A 19,455-nucleotide genomic window follows, 5' to 3' on the forward strand; every position below is an offset into this window, starting at 1 on the left:
CTCCGGGCTATCCCACCAGAGAGGCGGCGACGGCGTTGGAGACGATTCCCAGCTCCCGGTCGCTGTAGGGCTTGTTGCTGAACAGGGTCATGAAGAGGCCGGTCTCCGGGTCGGCCCACACCGAGCAGCCCGTCACACCGTAGTGGCCGTAGGACTGCGGCGAGACCAGGCTTCCCATGAACTTGAAGTGCCCGTTGTCCCGCAGTTGCCAACCCAGGCCCGTGGCGTGGGCGATCCGGTGAGCCTGGCTCAAGCCGGGAAGCCGCGGGATCTGGTTGCCGGTCATCATCCGGACCGTGGCCGGGCTGAAAACGCGAACTCCCCGGTACTCTCCGCCGTTGAGGAGCATCTGGAGAAACCGGCTGTAGTCGCGCACCGTGGAGAAGATCCCGCCCCAGGGGTTGGCCAGGCGGTGGAAGTAGTCGGTGTTCCAGTTGCTCACCGCCGCCGCCAGCTCGGGGGGCAGGACACAGTCTGAGATCCGGCTCCGGTCCTGGTCGGTCCGTCCCAGGAACGAGTCGGGCATACCCAGGGGCCGGAAGAACTCCTTTTTCAGGAAATCGGGGGTGGACATGCCGCTAGCGCGGCGGATCGCTTCACTCAGGAGGAGGAAGCCGGCGTTGCAGTACTTGACACCGGTGCCGGGCGGGAAGTCGGACGTTCGCCGTTTGAACATCTCGCGAAGGAACCGGTCCAGGGGTTGACGAGTAGCCCGGAATTCCTGGTTGCGGGGGATGGAGCCGAAACCGGAGGTGTGGGTCATGAGGTGGATGAGGCGGATTCCGTGCTGCTCTTCCGCGATTTCCGGAATGATCTCGTGGAGCGGTTGGTCGAGTTCCAGGAGGCCCCGTTCGATCAGGAGGCAGGCGGCGCTGGCGACGATGGGCTTGGTGCAGGAGGCGATGAGGAAGATGGTGTCGGGACGCACTTCCGGAGCGTCGAGGGTGCCCATTCGGCCGAAGGCGCGGGGAGGGAGGATGCGGTCGCGCCGGCCGGCCAGGATGGCGGCGCCGTATTCGGGGCGGGGGGAGAGCATGCGTTGGACCAGGGCGTAGGCGCGATCGAGGCCCAGGTCTTGGGGGTGGGTGTGGGGTGCTGGTTGGGATGTGACCCGGAGGGGCGGCGCGGCTGAGAGGAGGGCGCCGGCGCTCAGGTGGGTGAGGAAGCTTCGTCTGTTGGAGGGCGGTGGGGGCATGGTGGTGCTGGGGAGAGAGTAAAGGGGAGAGAGCAAAGAGGGAAGAGGTGGGGTTTGGGGAATTGCGATGGGCCGGGGTTTTTTCGGTTGTTTGAAGCGCGGAGGGGGGCTATCGCCCCCCTGCACCCCCCAGTCGGGGACTAACAGTCCCCGCTCCTATTGGAAGTCTCGGCTTTTGAGGCGGATTGAGGTTTTGTCCAGCTTGGGCCTCCAGATCTTGTCGACCACCAGGTGGGTGACTCCCTCTGCCGCCTGGAGGTTGCCGGTGACCCCCATGCAGGAGAGGGTCTTGGCCAGGACGGAATAGCGCTGGAAGGTCTGTTGCCAGATGACCAGGTTCACGAACCCCGTCTCGTCCTCCAGGGTCATGAAGGTGACGCCCCGGGCGGTCCCCGGGCGCTGGCGGCAGATGACCATGCCCGCGTAGCGGACGCGGCGGCCGTCCGGCATCCGGTTGAGTTGGAGGGCGGTGGGCAGTCCCCAGGCGGTCAGAACGGGCCGCAGCGGTTTCAGGAGGTGGGCCTGGGAGCTGTGGCTGGTGACCCGATGGTCCCAGACGATGCTCTCCAGCCGGCTCAGAGGAGGGAACGGGGGCGGAGAAGCGCGGCTGCTCAACGGCAACCGGGGGGGCCGCCGGCCGGCGAGGCCCTGGATCTGCCAGAGCGCGCTCCGGCGGTCCAGGCCGAAGCACTCGAAGGCGCCGGCCTCGGCCAGGGTCTCCAGCTTGTCCTGGCGGAGTCCGCTCCTCCGGACGACGTCCGGGAGATCGCTGAAGGGGGACTGCCGGGCGGCTTCGTCCAATCCGTCCCAGTCCCCCTCTCCCATCCCCTTGACGTAGCGCAACCCCATGCGGACCGCGAATTTGGCGGACCGTCCGGGAGCGGCCGGAGCCGGGACCAGGCTGCAGTCCCAGCCACTTTCGAGAATGCTGACGGGGTGAATCCCGATCCCATGAATCCGGGCGTCGTTGACGATGGTGGAGGGAGAGTAGAACCCCATGGGCTGGGCGTTCAGCAGGGCGCAGGTGAACTCCGCCGGATAGTGGCACTTGAGATAGGCGGTGGCGTAGGCGATATGGGCAAAGCTGGCGGCATGGCTCTCGGGGAAACCGTAGTCGCCGAATCCACGGATCTGCTGAAAGACGCGCTCGGCGAACTCCTTCCGGATTCCCTTCCTCACCATGCGGGACACCAGCCTTTCATGGTGCCGCTCGATCCGTCCCGAACGCCGCCAGGCCGCCATGTCCCGCCGCAACTGGTCGGCCTCGCCCGGCGTGTAGTCGGCGGCCACCATGGCCAGTTGCATCACCTGCTCCTGGAACAGGGGAATCCCCAGGGTCTTCTTCAGGACGGGGATGGGGATATTCGACCGCTTCCTCCCCTTTGCGCCGCCGCAGGTAGGGATGCACCATGCCTCCCGTGATGGGTCCGGGACGGACGATGCTGATCTCGATCACCAGGTCGTAGTAGTTGCGCGGCTTGAGGCGGCCCAGCATAGCCATCTGGGCCCGGCTCTCGATCTGGAACACCCCCACCGTATCGGCGCGGCAGACCATGTCGAAGGTGGCTGAATCCTCCCTGGGGAGGGTGGCCAGGGAAAGGCTCAGGCGGCGGTGCCGGCGCAGGAGATCGAAGCAGAGGTGCAGATGGGTGAGGGCGCCCAGCCCCAGCAGGTCCACCTTGAACAGGCCCGCCTGTTCCACGTCCTCCTTGTCCCACTGGATGACGGTCCGGCCCTCCATGGAGGCGTTCTCGATGGGCACCAGGTCGTGAACGGGCCGGTGGCCCAGCAGGAAGCCGCCGGGATGGATGGAGAGATGGCGGGGGAAATCCTGGATCTCCTGCACCAGATTCACCAGGTGGCCCAGGGCCGGGCTCCGGGAGTCGAGTCCTGCCTGTCCCACCAGTTCTTCGCCCCAGCGCTCGTGGAAAACCAGCTTGGCCAGACGGTCCAGGCTGGTGGCCGAGACTCCCAGCACCTTTCCCACTTCCCGGATGGCGGACCGGTAGCGGTAACGGACCACGTTGGACACCATGGCGGCGCGGTCGCGCCCGTACTTCCGGTACACGTGCTGGATCACCTCTTCCCGGCGGTTGTGCTCGATGTCCAGGTCGATGTCGGGCGGCTCGGCCCGCTCCCGGGACAGAAAACGCTCGAAGAGGAGGTCCACCTGGGTCGGGTCCACGCTGGTGATTCCCAGGGCGAAGCAGACGGTGGAGTTGGCGGCCGACCCCCGGCCCTGGCAGAGGATGCCGTGGCGGCGGCAGTACTCGACGAGCTCGTGCATGGTCAGGAAATAGCCCTCGTACTCCAGCTCCCGGATCAGGTCCAGTTCCTTCTGCAACTGCGGGATCTGGCTGCGGAACTTCCCTCCCAGGCGGTGCTCGGCTCCTTCGAAGGTCCGCCGGCGCAGGTACCGGCTGGAGTCCATTCCTTCCGGCAGGCGTTCCAGCGGATAGCGGTAACGCAGTTCCTGGAGCGAGAAGGAACAGCGGGCGGCCACTTCACGGGTCCGCTTGACCGACTCGGGATCGTCGGCAAAGAGGCGGGCCAGATCGTCCGGACTCTTCAGGGCGTGCTGATCATTGGGCCGGATGAGGCGGCCGGCCGCCGGCAGGGTCACTCCTTCCCGGATGCAGGTCAGGACGTCCTGCAGGCGGCGTCGGCCGGGACAGTGGTAGAGCACCTCCACGGCGGCCACCGTGGGCAGCCCGAAGCGGTCCGCCAACTCCCGGAGCCTGGCCTCCCGCATCACCTCCTCCGCCCGGCGGTGCCTGGGAATCAAGACGTGGAGGCGATCCTGAAAAGCGGCTTGGAGCCGCTCCAGGACAGGTTCCGGTTCGGTCCGGGCGTGAGACCCGGAGTCTGGCGGTGGGATCCCCCAGAGGGCGATCAGGCCGGGGCTGTGCCGGCAGACCTCCCGCCAACCCAGCCGGCACTCCCCCTTGGAGGAACGGAGGTGCCCGCCGGTCAACAGGCGGCAGAGATTGCGGTAGCCCTCCTGGTCCTGGACCAGCAGCAGAAGCTCCGATCCGTCCCGGAGGTCGACCTGGGAGCCCACGATCAGGTGGACGCCCAGGCGGCGGGCGCGGACGTGGGCGCGGACGATCCCGTACACCCCGTTGCGGTCGGTGAGGGCCAGGGCGGAAAGCCCCTGCTCCCGGCAGGCCTCCACCAGTTCCTCGGGGTGGCTGGCCCCCTCCAGGAAGGAGTAGTTGCTCTTGCACCAGAGGGGGACGTAGGGCTGAGGAGCGGCGGCTTTCTTGCCGCCGGACTCCGGAGTCACGACAGGACAGTGGGAGACGGGAGAAGGAGAAAATGGGCGCATCAGGGAATCAGGGGGGAAAAGAATGGGCGGTAGGAAAACCGCCCCTCCTCACTCGACTCGGCCCTGCGAGTACCAGCGCCGCCTTTTCTGGTCGTAGTAGACCCAGAGGATCTCGCCCCGGCCGGTGTTGACGAACCGGTAGTCCCGCCGGACTTCCCGGCTCCACCACCCTCCGTTGATGAGATAGCCCAGTAGACGTCCCAGTCCCGGGGATCGCTTCCACCGGCCCGCCGACTCCAAGAGAGACCGTTTCAGGGGCCGGGGGCGGGCGTGGGCGCGCCGCACCAGGGGGCGCAGGGAGACCGAACGGGGATTGGCCGCCTTGAGCTTCTCCAAGGGCCGCCACTCGGAACGGGCTTCCGGCAGATGCCCCGATTTGAGCCGGGCCGAGAGCACCGAATCGGGGCCGAACTCGGCCCGGACCCGGGCCAGGGCGCGCAGGGCCGCCTCCAGGTTCCGGCGCGGATTCCGTTGCAGGAGGCTCAGCACCTGGGGAGAGGCGGACACCCCCTCCACTTCCAGGGAGAGCTCCACCGGAGGAACCGGCAGGGAGAGGCTCTCCAGGCGCAAACGGACCAGATCCAGCAGGACCGAAACCTTCAAGGTGGGCCGGGCCGGCTGGATCTGCTCGAGGCGGCGGTCTCCATCCTCCAGCAGAAGCTGCAACCGGAGGACGGACACCTTTTGGTTCCTGTCCGCCGCCGCCATCAGCAAGGGGTCCAGCAACTGCTTGATCCGGAAAAGGAGTCTTGCCGCGTTGGATTCAGGCTCCTCCAGTTCCGTCCGGACACGGAGAGGCTCGGGGATCATTCGGGGCTGGAGCGGCAACGAAAGCTCGCCCGCCGCCAGACGGTACAGTGCCCAGGCCTCCTGGCCCAGATGCCGGACGATGCCGCCTTGGGGAAGATCCAGAAAGTCTCCGACGGTGTGAATCCCCAGCTTCTCCAACCGGTCGCGCAAGCTCGGATTGATCCCCAGATGCTGCAGGCGCACCTTGCGGCTGCAGACCTCCTCCATCTCGAAGGAGGGGAGCACCGTCACCCGGTTCTCCGCCTTGGCGATGGCATAGCTGCCGAAACGGCTGAAGCCCACCACGATGCTCGCCGGCAACTCCTCCCGGGAGAGGCGGACGGCCATCTGCCGGGTCCAGTTCTCGAAAGAGCCGTAAAGCTTGTCGAGTCCGCTGGCATCGATCCAGAAGACCCCGGGCTCGTCTTGGGAGGGCTCGACCCCGGGACTGAAATCGGCCAGCAGTTCGTGCACCTGCCGGACCGCGGACTCGATCTCCTTCCCGGACACCGTGCCCGCACACAGGTTCCGATCCAGGGAGAGGCCGGAGGCATAGCGCATCCCCGGCCGAATGCCGGACCCCGCAGCCGCGGAGTTGACCCAGAGGATGGGGCTCTGGGGTTTCTCCTGCTCCACCACCGCCACCGGCCTCTGCCTCCACTCCGGATGCCTCCTCATCAGGAGCTGCAGCGGCAGGGCCCGGATGTTAATGCAGGCCTTCCGGTCCACGGCAGACCTCGGTGTGGCTCCAACCCGGTCCATGACTCCTGTCCTTCAAGATCTCGATCCGGTACTGGAAGCGGTCGACCTCCAGACGCCGGCAGGAAGTCTGCCCCCGCAGCGAGACCATGGTCCCCAGCGAAGGCGCCCCCCGGGCCTTGGAGGTCAGGCAGAGGAGGGCGGCACCGTGAGTCCGCGCCTGCTGGACCAGGCGCGTCTGCAACGGCACCGAAATGGTGGGATTGAAGTTCAGATCCATCACGATCAGTCCGAAGGCTCCCGACCGCAAGAGCCGGTCCGCCGCGCGTCCCGCGGACTGGGCGTCCGGGACGCGAATCACCACCAGGGCGTTCAGGTCCACGCCGTTCCCGGCCGCATCCGGGGCGAAGAAGGTGTCCGGCCCGGCTGCGACCCAGGCCACCGGCTCGCCCTCCATCTGTGCATCCAGCACCAGGCGAAAGGCGGACGTCAGCAGCGCGGCTCCGGACCTGGAGGAGAGCTCGCAGAGGCGGCCGGCCAAGTGCTCCCGGGACCAGAGCGGCGTTTCCGTCCGCGGCGTCGCCGCCGCCCAATCGAGATGGGTCCTGAGACCCCGCAGATCGATGGCTTGCAAGGCTGACATGTTCCCTCCTTTATCAGTCCGTGGTGAAAGTCCCGCGAGCACCGAGACCGTTCCTGCGCCCGCCGGACAAGGCGCTATGGGCGCGCATACCGGGAGTATGTGCGCCCATAGCAACGCCGTCCGCGCCTGTGCAGGGACGGTCGAATGCCGTGATGACTTTTGCCACGGGCTGTTACTCCAGGTTCCTTCTGACTTCGATGACCTTGCCCAGGATCGAGAACGGCTCTCCGTCCTCCCGGGGGACGATGGGCTCGAAGGCATCGTTTTCGGGATGCAGCTCGACCCGGCCCTTCTTTTCCCGGTACCGCTTGACGGTCGCCTCCTCCCCCACCAGGGCCACCACGATCTCCCCCGGCCTGGCGGCCGGCTGCCGGCGGACGATCACGGTGTCTCCCGGCAGGATGCCGGCCTGGAGCATGCTCTCCCCCCGAACGGTCAGGGCGAAGAGCTCCCGGTCGTCGAAACGGGTCTTCTGCACCAGGAGATAATCGCCCGGGTCCTGCAGGGCCGTGGTCAACTCCCCCGCCTGGACGCGGCCCAGCATGGGGATCAGGTGGGAGGAGCGAACCCGCCCCAACTCCGGCAGGCGGTGGGACCGGGCCTTGCCCGAGTCCTTGACCAGCTTCCCCTCGGCCACCAGCGCCTCCAGGTGCTGCCTCGCCGACTGGACCGCCCGGAACCCGAAGGCCCGCTGCACCTCCCGGACGGTGGGCGACGATCCGTTCAGGATCCTCTCCCGCACGAACTCGTAGACCTTTTTTCGCGTCTCCCCAGGCGGCGTATAGGCCATTTCTCCCTCCCTGACCGGCCAAGTGACCGGAAAAACCAGGAACGGAGAGAATAACAGACATTTGTCTGTTATGTCAAGCGTCTTTTCATCTCGAGGATTTTTCCCAGCCCCAGACAACTGGAACTTCTAGAGCCGTAGCCCCACCGGTATCCTTACTTTATTGATATTAGTAAGGTAATACTCTATATTGTAAGTCAATATTGGATATTGCCATGATTGAATCTTCCATTACCAAGAAGGGCCAGACGACACTTCCCAAGCCCGTGCGGGAGGTGCTCGGCCTGCGGGCCGGGGACCGGGTGCGCTACGTCATTTCCGAGGGCAACGTGCGAATTCTGCCGGTCCGGCCCATCGGCCGGTTGTATGGGGTGCTCCGGCATGAAGGGCCCGCCGTTACCGTGGAGCAAATGGAGCAGGCCGTAGCCGACGGGGCAATTGTGGAGTGATCGCACTCGACACCAACGTCCTCGTCCGTTATCTGGTTCGCGACGACGCCAATCAGGCGGAAGCCTCCCGTTCGTTGCTGGATTCGCTCACGGCAGACCGACCCGGTTACGTCTGCCGCGAAGTGGTCGTCGAACTCGTCTGGGTGTTGGAACGGGCCTATGGCCATTCCCGCGACCGGATTGCGGCAGTGCTGGAGGAACTGGTGGCCACCGAAGGGATCGTGGTCGAGGCGGACGGCGATGTGGCCCGGTCGGCGTTCCGTTATCGGACAGGCGGAGCGGGTTTTTCCGACCTGATGATCCTGGCTGCGGTCGAACGATCGGGAGCCCATCCGCTGTACACCTTCGACCGGAAGCCAGCCCGGCTCGCAGGGGCGACGCTGCTCACCCGCAAGCATGGAGAGAGGAGACGAATTGTCTGATCGGAGTGAGTCTCCTTCCACCACCGGCAGCGCGTCCGTTCCGGGCCTGGCGACTGGCGAGCGGGTGCGGACGGACGCGAACCTCTTCCGCATCGACGTCCAAAGTCACATGGTCCCGCCTCCCGTCCTCGAGTTCATGATGACCCGGGACACCCTCCCCCGGGCCTACGAGCAGGAGGGCGCCTACTACACCCTCACGGGGGAATGGCGCCGGCGCGTCCGGCCGCAACACCTGGACGTGGACGCCAAGATCGCCGACATGGACCGGGCCGGCATCCGGACCTCGGCCCTCAGCATCAACGACCCCGGACCCGAGTGCTTCGGCGCCGACGGCCCCAAGGTGGCCAAGCTGGCGCACGACTTCATCGGAGACGCCGCCGAGTCGTATCCGGGACGTTTCTTCGGGCTGGCGACACTGCCGCTCCATCACATGGAGGAGTCGCTCCGGGAACTGGACCGCTGCGTCGACCAGCTCGGGTTCCGCGGCATCCTGCTCTACTCCAATCTGGCGGGCCGTTTTCCCGACGAAGAGGAGTTCCGGCCCCTGTTCAAACGGGCCGAAGAGATGGGCATTCCCATATTGCTCCATCCCGCCTACCCCATGACGTACGACGCCGTGAAGGGACGCTCCCTGGTGGGCGGCCTGGGCCTGATGTTCGACACCACCATCGCCCTGGCCCGGATCATCCTGGCCGGGATCCTGGACCGGCACCCCCGGCTCAAGCTGCTTTGCCCGCACGTGGGCGGGGCGCTGCCCTATCTGATCGGGCGCATGGACCATCAGACCCAGGTGCTCAAGCGGGGCGCGGAGAACATCCACCGGCCGCCCAGCGAGTACCTGCGTCAGATCTATTTCGATACGGTCTCGCCCATCGCCATGGCCATCCGTTACGGCTACGACTTCGCCGGTCCGGACAGGCTGCTCTACGCCAGCGACCATCCGTGGGTGGACCCCAATCTGATCGTGTCGAAAATCGACAGCCTCGGCCTGCCGGCCGCGGATCTGGAGAAAATTTATACCGGCAACGCGAAGACGCTCTTCCAGCTATGAACCCGGTGTCCGGCCGTTCCCAGGCAGGGTCTGAAGGAAGAACTCCCCGCAAGCCCGCCGGCTACCGATTCCGCCTCGCCGTCTGCAGCGGGACGTTCCAGGGCTGGAGCTTCACCGAGGCCTGCAAGGGGGCGGTCCGGACCGGATACGAGGGGATCGAGATCGCGCCGCACCTGCTCTCGGACGATCCCAACTCCCTCTCCGCCGCCCGGCGCAGAGAGCTGCGGGACATCCGCAAATCGGAAGGACTCCTCTACGCCGGGCTGCACAACATGCTCAAGGCCCCCCGCCGGCTTCACCTGACGACGCCGGACCGGACCCGGAGGGAGAGAAGCTGGGACTACTTCCGGGGCCTCGTCGACCTGTGCGGCGACCTGGGCGACGCCGGCCTGATGATCCTGGGCTCGGCCCGCCAGCGCGGCACGGTGGACGGAGCAACGCAACGGGAGGCCAGGCGCCGCCTGGCCGCGGGGCTGGCCAAGGTGGCTCCCGATGCCGAGGCGCGCCGGGTGCGGATCCTCCTGGAGCCCCTGGCGCCGCATCTCTGCGACGTGGTCAACAACCTGGGGGAGGCGACCGCCATCGTGGAGCAGATCGGCAGCCCGGCGGTGCAATCCATGTTCGACACCCACAACGCCGTCGCCGAGACCCTGCCTCACGGTGAAGCGATCCGGAAATACGACCGCTACATCAAGCACATCCACGTCAACGAGCTGGACGGCCGCCATCCGGGGACCGGCGACTACGACTTCAAGGCGGTCCTGCAGGCGTTGAAGGATCTCGCCTATCCGGGCTGGGTGTCGCTCGAAGTCTTCCACTTCGAACACGGCCCCGAAAACATCGCGCGAGATTCGGCGAGATTCATCAGGGATCTGGAGAAGAAGCTGGTCTACGATACAGACTGCGATACGGTCCAAAGCTCCCCAAAGTCCTCCGTCAGAACTTGCTCCAGTTCCTGAGAGACGCAGACGGGGCCCACGCCGCGAGTTCGCCTACCGGCTCATGATGTCGAAGTTTCGACCAGACTGTAGCTCGTGCTTCGGCCCCCTCCCGGATTGCGGGCGAGGAGACCGCGCCGGACCAGATCGGTAATGTCCCGCAGGGCCGTATCCTGGGAACATTTGGCGAGCTTGGCCCATTTCGAAGTGGTCAACTTCCCCTCGAACTCACCCAGGAGGCGGTCGAGGACCCGTCTCTGGCGCCGGTTGAGAGGAACATCGGCAACACGTTTCCAGAATCGTGCTTTTTTATGGACCGTCGCCAGCGTCCTCCGTGAATTCTCGATGGCACGGCCCAGGCAGACCAGGAACCAGACCAACCAAGCCGTGATGTCCGTCGTACCCTTCTGCGTCCGTTCGAGGACGTCATAGTAGTCGGCGCGTTCCTGCCGAATTTGCGACGACATGCTGTAGTAGCGTTGCGAACTCCCCTCGGAGCGGGCCAGGACCATGTCCGCAATCGCCCGCGCCATGCGGCCATTGCCGTCGTCAAAGGGGTGAAGGGTGACGAACCAGAGGTGGGCAACCCCGGCCTTGACCACTTCATCGGTGTCGGCAGGCGCATTGAACCAATCCAGAAAGGCCTCCATTTCCCGGGCAAGGCGGACCGCGGGCGGGGCCTCGAAATGCACCCGCTCACGACCGATGGGACCGGACACGACCTGAATCGGGCCGGTGCGGTCATCGCGCCAACCTCCCACCCTGATCCGCCGCCGGCCGCTACGGCCAGACGGAAACAGAGACTCGTGCCAGCCGTGGAGTCGAGTTCCGGTCAGCGGCTCCTCATGGCGTCCGGTGGCATCCAGCATCATTTCCACGATCCCCTCGACCCTGCGGTCGGCGTGCCTGAGACCGCCGAGGTCGAGACCGAGATGTCGGGCAACCGAGGAGCGGACCTGATCCGCGTCGAGTCGTTCCCCTTCGATATCGCTCGTCTTCAGCACGTCCTCCGTAAGGGTTTCGAATACCGCCTCCTGCCGTAGATCGAAGCCGAGGGCCTCCATCTGACCGATCAACCGTCCCTGTCGATACCGGACGGTCGCCAGCATTTCGATCAGGCTGTCATTCTTCCAGTGGAGATGGGGCCAGTCGGGATGTTCGTAGATGTACATTCTCCGCATAATTCGCGGAGATTGTAGGACATAATCGCCGCAGAAGGCAATTTATCGCCGCATTTGTGCGTCGAATACTGCCGACAATCGCCGCAGTCTCCAGGCACGCACGACATGTATACCTCTTGTGGAAAAGTCTGTGGGAAAAATGTGAGCGATCAGGTCGGCTGGACTGGGGAACAAGACTGTCCCCTCCTGTCTTCGACACCCACAACGCCGTCGGCGAGACCCTGCCTCACGGTGAAGCGATCCGGAAATACGACCGCTACATCAAGCACGTCCACGTCAACGAACTGGACGGCCGCCATCCGGGGACCGGCGACTACGACTTCAAGCCGGTCCTACAGGCGTTGAAGGATCTCGCCTATCCGGGCTGGGTGTCGCTCGAGGTCTTCCATTTCGAACACGGCCCCGAAAACATCGCGCGAGATTCAGCGAGATTCATCAGGGATCTGGAAAAAGAGTTGGGCTAGCAACTCGCGGTACATGCCATTCGACGGGCGCTGCGTCCCGGCAGACTACTTGTTTCCTCCTTAGCCGGCAGACAGAGGGGATCTCGCCAGGAGCCAGTCGCAAAACTCATGCGATTGAAGTCATATGTAATGAAAGTCATAATTTTGTCGGTGAGCTGGGAAGTCCGATTCGACCCGGTCTTTGACACGGAATTCGATAGCCTGTCGACCATTGTGCAGGATGAGCTACTTGCGTTAGCAATGCTACTTGAAAGATTCGGTCCGACCCTGGGGCGCCCCCGCGTGGATACCCTCAAAGGATCACACCACGCCAACATGAAAGAACTGCGGTTTCAGGTCGACAACGGTGTCTGGCGAGTCGCTTTTGCCTTCGATCCTGAGCGAAAGGCCATACTGCTTGTGGCTGGGGACAAATCCGGATCAAACACGAGGCGATTCTACAAACGGCTGATCAAGACGGCGGACCAAAGGTTCGATGCGCACCTCGACAGATTGACAGACGAAAGGAGGGCAAAATGAAGACTCTCACTGAGAGATTGACCAAACTCCCCGCGTCGCGCCGGCAAAAGGTTGAGGAGCGGGCGAAGGCGCTGATCGCTGAAGAGATGTGTCTCCGAGATCTCCGCAAGGCTCGGAGACAGACACAGGTACAGGTCGCAAAAGAACTCGGGATCAACCAAGAAAACATTTCCCGTATCGAGAAACGTACCGATCTGTTGATTTCCACCCTCAGTGGCTACGTCCAGGCAATGGGCGGGAAGTTGAGCTTGGTGGCGGAATTCCCCGATCGTCCACCCATAGCAGTGACTGGTATTGCTGCTCTAGGGGATGAAACCCCTACAACCAAGTCATAGTCCTACTGGGAGATCCGGGCAAGATCCCATTCCGCACTCTCGCCTGCCATCTCACCGTACCGGTCCCGTCTGTCTGCGGCCTTCGAGTCGGGTGAGGGCACCCAGAGGCAAGCCTTGCGAACGAGCACGCATGCCGCTGACAATGCTGGACTTTACTGTATTTTGCTTTCATATCCATGTCTATGCAGTCATAATGACAGCATGCCGGTACAGATCACCATCCGGCGTGTCCCCGAAAAGGTGCGGGACGAACTCGCGGCGCGCGCCGCGTTGCGGCGCCAATCCATGCAGGAATTTCTGCGTCACGAGTTGGAACGGATCGCCTCCCGGCCGTCCCTCGACGATTGGCTCCAACGCGTTCGCGAGCGGAAGGCGGCGGCGGGCACTCGCGTTCGCCCCTCCAGCATTTTGCGCGTCCGGGATGCGGACCGGATGTGACCATCGTCGTCGATGCGTCCGTGTTGGTTGCGGCCCTGGTCGACTCGGGACGCGAAGGGGTGTGGGCGGAGTCGTTAATGGCCCAGGACTCTCTGGCCGGTCCGGAATTGCTCCTGGCGGAGGTGAGCAACATCTTGCGCCGGTTGGAAGGGATCGGGAAAATTTCGAGGCTCGAGGCCAACAGTGCACAGCGCGATCTGCTTCGGCTCGATCTGGACCTGTTCCCGTTCGCGCCATTCGCTGACCGGGTGTGGGCACTTCGGAGCAACCTGACCAGCTACGATGCGTGGTACGTGGCGCTGGCCGAAGCGTTGGGGTGTTCGCTGGCGACACTTGACCGGAGGCTCGAGCGGGCCACGGGTCCTGCCTGCGAGATCCTCATTCCAACCGGTTAACTTGTTTCGAAGGGCAAATTCGCTGATTCCTGTGAAAAAGTCTGTGGGAAAAGTGTGAGTTTCCACGTTATCTGGTGTGGAAAGGTTGCAATCTGCATTTCTCACCGAGTCGCCTTTAGTGCGTACCGACGTCTTCTTGCGCATCAGGACCCTGGGGCGCCATCGGGTGTCGCTTTCCTGTCCGAACACCAAGATCTGTGGGTTTCCGCCATCGCGTTACACGAGTTGGAATTCGGCTTGCGACTGCTGCCGCTGGGACAGCGCCGCGACCGCTTGCGTGCGACGCTGTCGGAATTCATCACCGGATATGAAGACCGCGTCCTTCCTCTGGAGAGGATGGGCGCGGAATGGGCCGCCCACTTTCGCGCGCAGGCGCATCGCGCCGGGCGCATGTTGGACTTGGGAGATGCACTGATTGCCGGCACCGCCAGGGCCCACGACTTGGCGCTTGCAACCAGGAACGTCGCCGACTTCAGCAGCTTGGACCTCGGCGTTGTCAATCCCTGGGAGACGCTGTAACGGGGGTCAGCGCTCGTACCGGTCAACCACGTCTGCGGCCATCGTTTCCCGTTTCAGGTGCAGGGATAACATCCGAAACAGCTACCGTGCGAGCCACCGATAGAACCCGACAACAGGAAGAACCTTTTTTTGAACTCTGGTTTCAGTCGGGCCGAAATCGAATGCGAGTCCAGCGCCGCCGAATCGTGCCGCGCCACGACGGCGAACACCAGCTTTGTGCAGCAATCGGCCCGATATGTTGTCGACGACCATTCTCCTGTCGCTGGATCTATGGAAATCGGTTGATCATCCATGTCCGCTAACTCTTGAAGCTTATCGATGTCTCGTTTGTAACGCGCAAACCGGTGAGGAACAAACTTGATCTCGACAATGGCACTGACGCGAGTGTCCTCGCAGATTACGAGATCCGGCCGATACTTTTTGGACCGAAGGGAAAGTTCCGGCTCGACAAACGTGTCGAGTTCCCCCGGTGCATGCAATCTGAACGCGCGGTACATCGAGGCCTGCAAACAACGCTCTGAGTTCAGCAGGCCTCCCTTATAGTCCTTCTCGACTTCCACCCACGATTGCGAAAGCAAGTCCACCTCCATAAAGCCCCTCCTTGCATGATCAATCCCAATTGTCCCCGTAACGCCTTCGTTGAAGCCAATTGGGGGCAAGACTGTCCCCCATTCGGAGGAAAATGAGCGGTGGTTTCCAATCGCCCAGTCTTCGTCGCCAAGTTTGTTACACCGGAGTTCGGCGGTTAGGAAACCGCCGCTCCTTGAGGAGTTGCGGGGGACAGGAATGTCCCCACTCCTACCCGATATAGAGGAACTCGTTGGTGAGGAACAGCAGGTGGCAGAGGCTCTCCAGGGCTTTCTTCTCGGCCTGTGCCTCTTCGGCGTTGGCCTTGAGATAGAGATCTTTCTGGCGAGCCAGATGCGCCCGGGCGATCTGGGCTTCCTCGGCTGAGGGCGGGCGGGAGAGGGCCAGCAGGTAGGCCTTCTCGATCGCCGCGTCCGGATCGCCGTTGGACAGGGCGGCGACCCGCTGGGCGAAGGCCTGGGCGTTCTCCACGACGAAATCGTCGTTCATCAGCGTGAGCGACTGGAGCGGCGAGACCGAGTTCAACCGCCGGCTGCAGTTGGTCTGCATGATGGGAGCGTCGAAGGTCTCCAGGAATCCCAACGGGAAGTAGCGCCGGGCCAGCAGGTAGACGCTGCGCCGCCAGACTCCCGTGGCCTGGGCGTCGGCAATCTCACCCGGCGAATCGGTGTGCGGGTTCAGCGTCTTCAGGCCGTCGGCCATCAGCGGGCCCTCGACCGGAGGTCCACCCATGGTCCAGTCCAGCTTGCCGCTGGCGGCCATGATGGAATCACGCAGGATTTCCGCTTCCAACCGGCGCAGGTTCATGCGCCACAAGAGCCGGTTTTCCGGATCCGCCCGGAGCGCGACGGAGCCGGCGGCAGGTCCCTCGGACGATTGCCGGTAGGCCGTGGAGGTCATGATCAGCTTGTGGAGCTTCTTGACGCTCCAGCCCTGGCGCACGAATTCCACCGCCAGCCAATCCAGCAGCTCGGGATGGGACGGGGGCTTGCCCTGATTGCCGAAGTTGTCCTGAGTCTCGACGATGCCTCGCCCGAAGTGGTGCTGCCAGACTTGGTTCACGAACACCCGGGCGGTAAGAGGGTGGTCGGTCCGGGTCAGCCAATGGGCGAAGGCCAGACGGTGGCCGCTGGTCTCACCCTGCGTCTCCGGCGGCCGGACCGCATCGGTCCCTCCGGGCCGGCTGACCACCTCCAGGAAGCCCGGCCGGACCGGCGGCCCCGGGCGCTCGACCTCGCCGCGCTGCAGCAGACGGATCTTGGGCGGCGCCGCCAAGTCCCACAGGGCCTGGATCTTGTCCCAGGAACGGCGGTAGCCGTCCAGGATCCGGAGCCGTTCGGTCAGCTTCTTGTGGGCCGCGAGATGCTCCTCGTTCAGGGCCTTGACCACGTCCTCCGGGGAGACGGTCAGTTGCTCCTCGAATTTGGAGGCCAGGAACTTCTGCACTTCGTTCCGGTCGGCTTCGGGCGTGGCCAGAGCCTCTTTCGTCTCGGGGCGGATGTTTTCCGGCAGTTCCTCTAGCTTGCCGTCCAGCAGTTTGTCGCGGTAGGGACGGTGGATGGCCTCGAGCCGCTCCTTGAGCTTGGCCGCGGGCTTGTCGATTTCGGCGTTGTGGCGCTCGATTGCCTCCTGTTCCCGTTTGGAGACGCTGGGCAGGTGATGGTTCTTGGGCTGCAGCCAGCGCACCGGGTTGTACCCGGTGGCAAAGACCGACAGCAGGCGGTAGTAGTCCCGCTGCGGGATGGGATCGTACTTGTGGCTGTGGCAGCGGGCACAGCCCATGGTCAGTCCCATCAAACCGGTGGAGACCTTCTCCATCAGGTGGAAGAGCACGTCGTACCGCTCTCCCACCAGGTTCACCACGTCCTGGTCGGTGCGGTCGAAGACGGATCGGAGATAGCCGGTGGCGACGAGCTTGTCCAGCATTTCCGGGGTGTAGGTCTCGGCCGAGCGCCAGTCCACGAGTTCGTCACCGGCCAATTGCTCCACCAGGAATTGATCGTAGGGCATGTCCTGGTTGAAAGCCCGGATCACCCAGTCGCGGTAGCGCCACATCCCGTCGACGACGATCACGTTGTCGACGGCGGAGTCGAACCCGGAGACGTCACTGTAGCCGGCCGCATCCAGCCAATGGCGGCCCCAACGCTCACCGTAGTGCTTCGACTCCAGCAGCGAGTCGATGAGCCGCTCGTATGCATCGGGCCTCTTGTCGTCGAGGTAGGCCCGGATATCCTTCGGAGAAGGAGGGACTCCGATCAGGTCCAGCCAGGCGCGGCGCAGCAACGTGAGCTTGGAGGCCTCGGGCGAGAAACCGAGCCCTTCGGATTCGAGCCTCGCCAGCAGGAAGGCGTCAATCGGCGTGCGGATCCGGTTTCGATTCTCCACCTTCGGGACGGGTGCGGCCTCAGGCTTCCGGAAGGACCAGAACTGGCGGTCCTCGTCGGTCACCGGCGGCGCTTCGGCCGGGTTGAAGGTGGTGCGCTCGGCGTGAGGCCGCAGAAGCCGGAAGTCCGAAGTGTCGATCCAGCGGGCGAGCGTCCGGATCTCGCCGTCGCCGAGCGGCCGGCCCATGCCCGGGGGCGGCATCTCGCCAGAGGTCACCTTTCGGATCAGGATGCTCTTGATGGACCCGAGATCGGAGATCACGGGACCGCCTTCGCTTCCCTTCAACACCGACTGCACCGTGCGCAGGTCCAACCCCCCCATGGGCTGGTCCGAGGCGTGACAGGCGAAGCAGCGGTCCTCGAAGATGGGAAGCGCCAGATCCCGGAACCGCGCGGTCTCCTCTTCCCTCTTGGCGGCGATAATCGCTTCCTCGTCCGAGGGGGCGCCCGCCTCGATCCAGCGCCGGACGGTGTCGATCTCCGAGTCGGTGAGCTTCAGGTTGAACGCAGGGGGCGGCATCAACCGCTGGGAGACCTTCCGGTAGAGCAGACTGTCTGCGGGCGCGTGCTTCGCCACCACCGGCCCCTCGTGGCTGCCGCGCAGAACGGAGGTGGCCGTGCGCAGATCCAGCCCGACCATGGCGGTGCCGCCATGGCAACTGTAGCAATTGGTCTTGAAGATGGGCTCCACGTCCCGCTCGAAGCTGGGTTGACCGAAGACGGCCGCCGTCGACAGCGCACCCAAGATTGCAAGCGGAGCCAGGAGACGTGAAAGCCGCACGGTCAGGCCTCCCGCGGAGGATTCTCGAGGATGTCCGAGACGATGCGCGCGCCCGTGATGCTGGCGTTGGTGGGGGTTTCCGCCCGGCCCTCGTGGAGGACGGTCAGCCGTTTGTGATCGATTCCGAGCTGCTGCAGCAGCGTGGCCTGCAAGTCGGCGACGCCGACACGGTTCACCGTGGACCGGTAGCCGAACTCGTCGGTCGCTCCGTAGATCAGGCCCTTCTTGAAGCCGCCGCCGGCCAGCCAGAGGCTGAACGCGTTCCGGTTGTGATCCCGGCCGTCGGAGTTCTGGGTGGTGGGAAGGCGTCCGAATTCGCCCGCCCACAGCAGGACCGTGCTCTCCAGCAACCCGCGGCTCTTCAGGTCCTTCAGCAATCCGGCCACCGGCTGGTCGGTCTTGGCGCAGATCCGGCTCAATTTCTCCCTGAGCTTGGCGTGATTGTCCCAGGGCTGTCCTGGTCCCGGATGGATTTGGACGAACCGGACGCCGGCCTCGATCATGCGGCGGGCCATCAGGCAGCGCAGGCCGTAGCCGGCGGAGACGGGGTTGTCCATCCCGTAGAGCTTCTTCGTCGCTTCCGACTCCTTGGAGACGTCCAGGACGTCCGTGGCGGCCAGTTGCATGCGCGCGGCCAGCTCGTAGTTCTGGATGCGAGCCTCCAACTCCGAGTCGCCCGGGTGGCGGCCCAGATGCAACCGGTTCAGCTTGGCCAGCGTGTCCAGCTCCGCCCGCTGGGCGCCGGGCGGCGGCGGCACCCGGGGATGCAGGTGCCGGACCGGGGTCCCGGTGGAGCTGAACTCCACGCCCTGATGGAGGGCTGACAGGAAGCCGCTGGTCCAGAGCTGCTTGCCCAAGGTCGAATACCCCTCCGGATCGCGCAACACCACAAAGGCGGGGAGGTTCTGATTTTCCGTTCCCAGCGCGTAAGACACCCAAGACCCCAGCACCGGCCGGCCGGAGAAGATATGGCAGGTCAGCAGCATGTGCAGACCTTCCGAGTGGTTGTTGTGCTCGGTGTGCATGGAGCGAATGAGGCAGATGTCGTCGGCGACGGTCGCCAGGTGGGGAAGGGTCTCGCCCAGATCCATGCCGCTCTGGCCGTGCTTGCTGAACTGGAACGGGCTGGCCAGCAGCACGTTGGCGTTGTTGGGCTGATGGATCTCGACGCCGTCCGGATGCGGTTTGCCGGACCACTTCGTCAGCTCGGGCTTGGGATCGAACAGGTCCATCTGGCTGGGGCCGCCGTTCTGGACGAACTGGATCACCGCTTTCGCAGGGGCGGGAAAGTGGCCCTTGCGCGGTTTCAGGTCGTTGTAAACGCGGCGATCCTCTTCGGCTTTCAGCATGCTGGCGAGAGCCACGCTGCCCATGCCGAGACCGCTGATTTCCAGAAGCTTGCGGCGGGAGACGGTATGCGGAAGAACGTCCCGGATCATGCTCAAGTCCCTGAGTCCAGTGGATTTGATCTGGCCTAAATGTTACGCCGAGGAGCGTTGACTTTCCAGCCGCCGCATGGGAGTGGGGGTTGTTAACCCGATTCCGGGGGG

At 64.4% G+C, this 19,455-nt stretch carries 18 protein-coding genes and 1 pseudogene; 10 read left to right on the forward strand and 9 right to left on the reverse strand.

The features are described 5' to 3' along the window. Window positions 1-7: 7 nt before the first annotated feature. From OXT71_07145 to lexA, 5 genes and pseudogenes are all read right to left on the reverse strand, one after another. Complete coding sequence (locus tag OXT71_07145) at window positions 8-1,195, reverse strand: serine hydrolase (protein MDE2926156.1); 1,188 nt, start codon at window positions 1,193-1,195, stop codon at window positions 8-10. A gap of 156 nt (window positions 1,196-1,351) precedes the next feature. After that, window positions 1,352-4,481: pseudogene (locus tag OXT71_07150) on the reverse strand (error-prone DNA polymerase). A gap of 90 nt (window positions 4,482-4,571) precedes the next feature. Continuing rightward, window positions 4,572-6,074: a DNA polymerase Y family protein gene (locus tag OXT71_07155; protein MDE2926157.1), complete on the reverse strand. Its 1,503-nt coding sequence runs from the start codon at window positions 6,072-6,074 to the stop codon at window positions 4,572-4,574. Continuing rightward, complete coding sequence (locus OXT71_07160; protein MDE2926158.1) at window positions 6,019-6,654, reverse strand: recombinase A; 636 nt, start codon at window positions 6,652-6,654, stop codon at window positions 6,019-6,021. The genes OXT71_07155 and OXT71_07160 overlap by 56 nt, the downstream gene beginning before the upstream one ends. Window positions 6,655-6,826: 172 nt before the next feature. After that, window positions 6,827-7,444 (reverse strand): transcriptional repressor LexA, encoded by a 618-nt coding sequence (gene lexA, locus OXT71_07165; protein ID MDE2926159.1) that lies wholly within the window; start codon window positions 7,442-7,444, stop codon window positions 6,827-6,829. Window positions 7,445-7,656: 212 nt separating this feature from the next. Here lexA and OXT71_07170 point away from each other — a divergent pair, with 212 nt between their 5' ends. From OXT71_07170 to OXT71_07185, 4 genes are read left to right on the forward strand one after another with little or no spacing between them, the layout of a single operon-like run. Continuing rightward, entirely contained in the window at window positions 7,657-7,890 is a 234-nt protein-coding gene (locus OXT71_07170; protein MDE2926160.1) for a type II toxin-antitoxin system PrlF family antitoxin, read from the forward strand. After that, complete coding sequence (locus OXT71_07175; protein ID MDE2926161.1) at window positions 7,887-8,312, forward strand: PIN domain-containing protein; 426 nt, start codon at window positions 7,887-7,889, stop codon at window positions 8,310-8,312. Before OXT71_07170 ends, OXT71_07175 begins: the two co-directional genes overlap by 4 nt. Next, the gene (locus OXT71_07180; protein ID MDE2926162.1) at window positions 8,305-9,363 is read left to right on the forward strand and encodes an amidohydrolase family protein; all 1,059 of its coding nucleotides are present in this window, start codon (window positions 8,305-8,307) and stop codon (window positions 9,361-9,363) included. Before OXT71_07175 ends, OXT71_07180 begins: the two co-directional genes overlap by 8 nt. Continuing rightward, window positions 9,360-10,322, forward strand: coding sequence for a sugar phosphate isomerase/epimerase (locus OXT71_07185; GenBank protein MDE2926163.1), 963 nt, complete (start codon window positions 9,360-9,362; stop codon window positions 10,320-10,322). The genes OXT71_07180 and OXT71_07185 overlap by 4 nt, the downstream gene beginning before the upstream one ends. 41 nt (window positions 10,323-10,363) lie before the next feature. Here the strand turns inward: OXT71_07185 and OXT71_07190 are convergent, their stop codons facing one another. Beyond that, window positions 10,364-11,473, reverse strand: coding sequence for a Fic family protein (locus OXT71_07190; protein ID MDE2926164.1), 1,110 nt, complete (start codon window positions 11,471-11,473; stop codon window positions 10,364-10,366). A gap of 125 nt (window positions 11,474-11,598) precedes the next feature. On the opposite strand from OXT71_07190, the gene OXT71_07195 reads away from it, so the two are divergent. The 6 genes from OXT71_07195 (at window position 11,599) to OXT71_07220 (ending at window position 14,152) form a co-directional block, all read left to right on the forward strand. Beyond that, window positions 11,599-11,946, forward strand: coding sequence for a TIM barrel protein (locus OXT71_07195; GenBank protein MDE2926165.1), 348 nt, complete (start codon window positions 11,599-11,601; stop codon window positions 11,944-11,946). A 150-nt stretch (window positions 11,947-12,096) separates the two neighbouring features. Then, window positions 12,097-12,465 carry a type II toxin-antitoxin system RelE/ParE family toxin gene (locus OXT71_07200; GenBank protein MDE2926166.1) on the forward strand — a complete coding sequence of 123 codons (369 nt, stop codon included), beginning with the start codon at window positions 12,097-12,099 and terminating at the stop codon, window positions 12,463-12,465. Then, the gene (locus tag OXT71_07205; GenBank protein ID MDE2926167.1) at window positions 12,462-12,800 is read left to right on the forward strand and encodes an XRE family transcriptional regulator; all 339 of its coding nucleotides are present in this window, start codon (window positions 12,462-12,464) and stop codon (window positions 12,798-12,800) included. The genes OXT71_07200 and OXT71_07205 overlap by 4 nt, the downstream gene beginning before the upstream one ends. A gap of 201 nt (window positions 12,801-13,001) precedes the next feature. Further along, a complete protein-coding gene (locus OXT71_07210; protein ID MDE2926168.1) occupies window positions 13,002-13,238 on the forward strand; it encodes a hypothetical protein in 237 nt (78 codons plus the stop codon). After that, complete coding sequence (locus tag OXT71_07215; GenBank protein ID MDE2926169.1) at window positions 13,235-13,633, forward strand: type II toxin-antitoxin system VapC family toxin; 399 nt, start codon at window positions 13,235-13,237, stop codon at window positions 13,631-13,633. Before OXT71_07210 ends, OXT71_07215 begins: the two co-directional genes overlap by 4 nt. Before the next feature lie 54 nt (window positions 13,634-13,687). Further along, the gene (locus tag OXT71_07220) at window positions 13,688-14,152 is read left to right on the forward strand and encodes a PIN domain-containing protein (protein ID MDE2926170.1); all 465 of its coding nucleotides are present in this window, start codon (window positions 13,688-13,690) and stop codon (window positions 14,150-14,152) included. A 53-nt stretch (window positions 14,153-14,205) separates the two neighbouring features. Here the strand turns inward: OXT71_07220 and OXT71_07225 are convergent, their stop codons facing one another. The 3 genes from OXT71_07225 to OXT71_07235 all read right to left on the reverse strand — a co-directional run bounded on the left by OXT71_07225 (window position 14,206) and on the right by OXT71_07235 (window position 19,344). Then, window positions 14,206-14,742: a hypothetical protein gene (locus tag OXT71_07225; GenBank protein ID MDE2926171.1), complete on the reverse strand. Its 537-nt coding sequence runs from the start codon at window positions 14,740-14,742 to the stop codon at window positions 14,206-14,208. Window positions 14,743-14,950: 208 nt separating this feature from the next. After that, the gene (locus OXT71_07230; protein ID MDE2926172.1) at window positions 14,951-17,905 is read right to left on the reverse strand and encodes a PSD1 and planctomycete cytochrome C domain-containing protein; all 2,955 of its coding nucleotides are present in this window, start codon (window positions 17,903-17,905) and stop codon (window positions 14,951-14,953) included. Between the two features lie 2 nt (window positions 17,906-17,907). Beyond that, entirely contained in the window at window positions 17,908-19,344 is a 1,437-nt protein-coding gene (locus OXT71_07235; protein ID MDE2926173.1) for a DUF1501 domain-containing protein, read from the reverse strand. Window positions 19,345-19,455: the final 111 nt, after the last annotated feature.

The organism is Acidobacteriota bacterium (assembly GCA_028874215.1).
Taxonomy (GTDB): domain Bacteria; phylum Acidobacteriota; class UBA6911; order RPQK01; family JAJDTT01; genus JAJDTT01.

Bases quoted from the DNA above. Each gene is read 5' to 3' on its own strand.
- OXT71_07145 (MDE2926156.1), bottom strand. From the start codon at position 1,195: ATGCCCCCACCGCCCTCCAACAGACGAAGCTTCCTCACCCACCTGAGC.
- lexA (MDE2926159.1), bottom strand. From the start codon at position 7,444: ATGGCCTATACGCCGCCTGGGGAGACGCGAAAAAAGGTCTACGAGTTC.
- OXT71_07190 (MDE2926164.1), bottom strand. From the start codon at position 11,473: ATGTACATCTACGAACATCCCGACTGGCCCCATCTCCACTGGAAGAAT.
- OXT71_07210 (MDE2926168.1), top strand. From the start codon at position 13,002: ATGCCGGTACAGATCACCATCCGGCGTGTCCCCGAAAAGGTGCGGGAC.
- OXT71_07205 (MDE2926167.1), top strand. From the start codon at position 12,462: ATGAAGACTCTCACTGAGAGATTGACCAAACTCCCCGCGTCGCGCCGG.
- OXT71_07185 (MDE2926163.1), top strand. From the start codon at position 9,360: ATGAACCCGGTGTCCGGCCGTTCCCAGGCAGGGTCTGAAGGAAGAACT.
- OXT71_07235 (MDE2926173.1), bottom strand. From the start codon at position 19,344: ATGATCCGGGACGTTCTTCCGCATACCGTCTCCCGCCGCAAGCTTCTG.
- OXT71_07225 (MDE2926171.1), bottom strand. From the start codon at position 14,742: ATGGAGGTGGACTTGCTTTCGCAATCGTGGGTGGAAGTCGAGAAGGAC.
- OXT71_07170 (MDE2926160.1), top strand. From the start codon at position 7,657: ATGATTGAATCTTCCATTACCAAGAAGGGCCAGACGACACTTCCCAAG.
- OXT71_07160 (MDE2926158.1), bottom strand. From the start codon at position 6,654: ATGTCAGCCTTGCAAGCCATCGATCTGCGGGGTCTCAGGACCCATCTC.
- OXT71_07155 (MDE2926157.1), bottom strand. From the start codon at position 6,074: ATGGACCGGGTTGGAGCCACACCGAGGTCTGCCGTGGACCGGAAGGCC.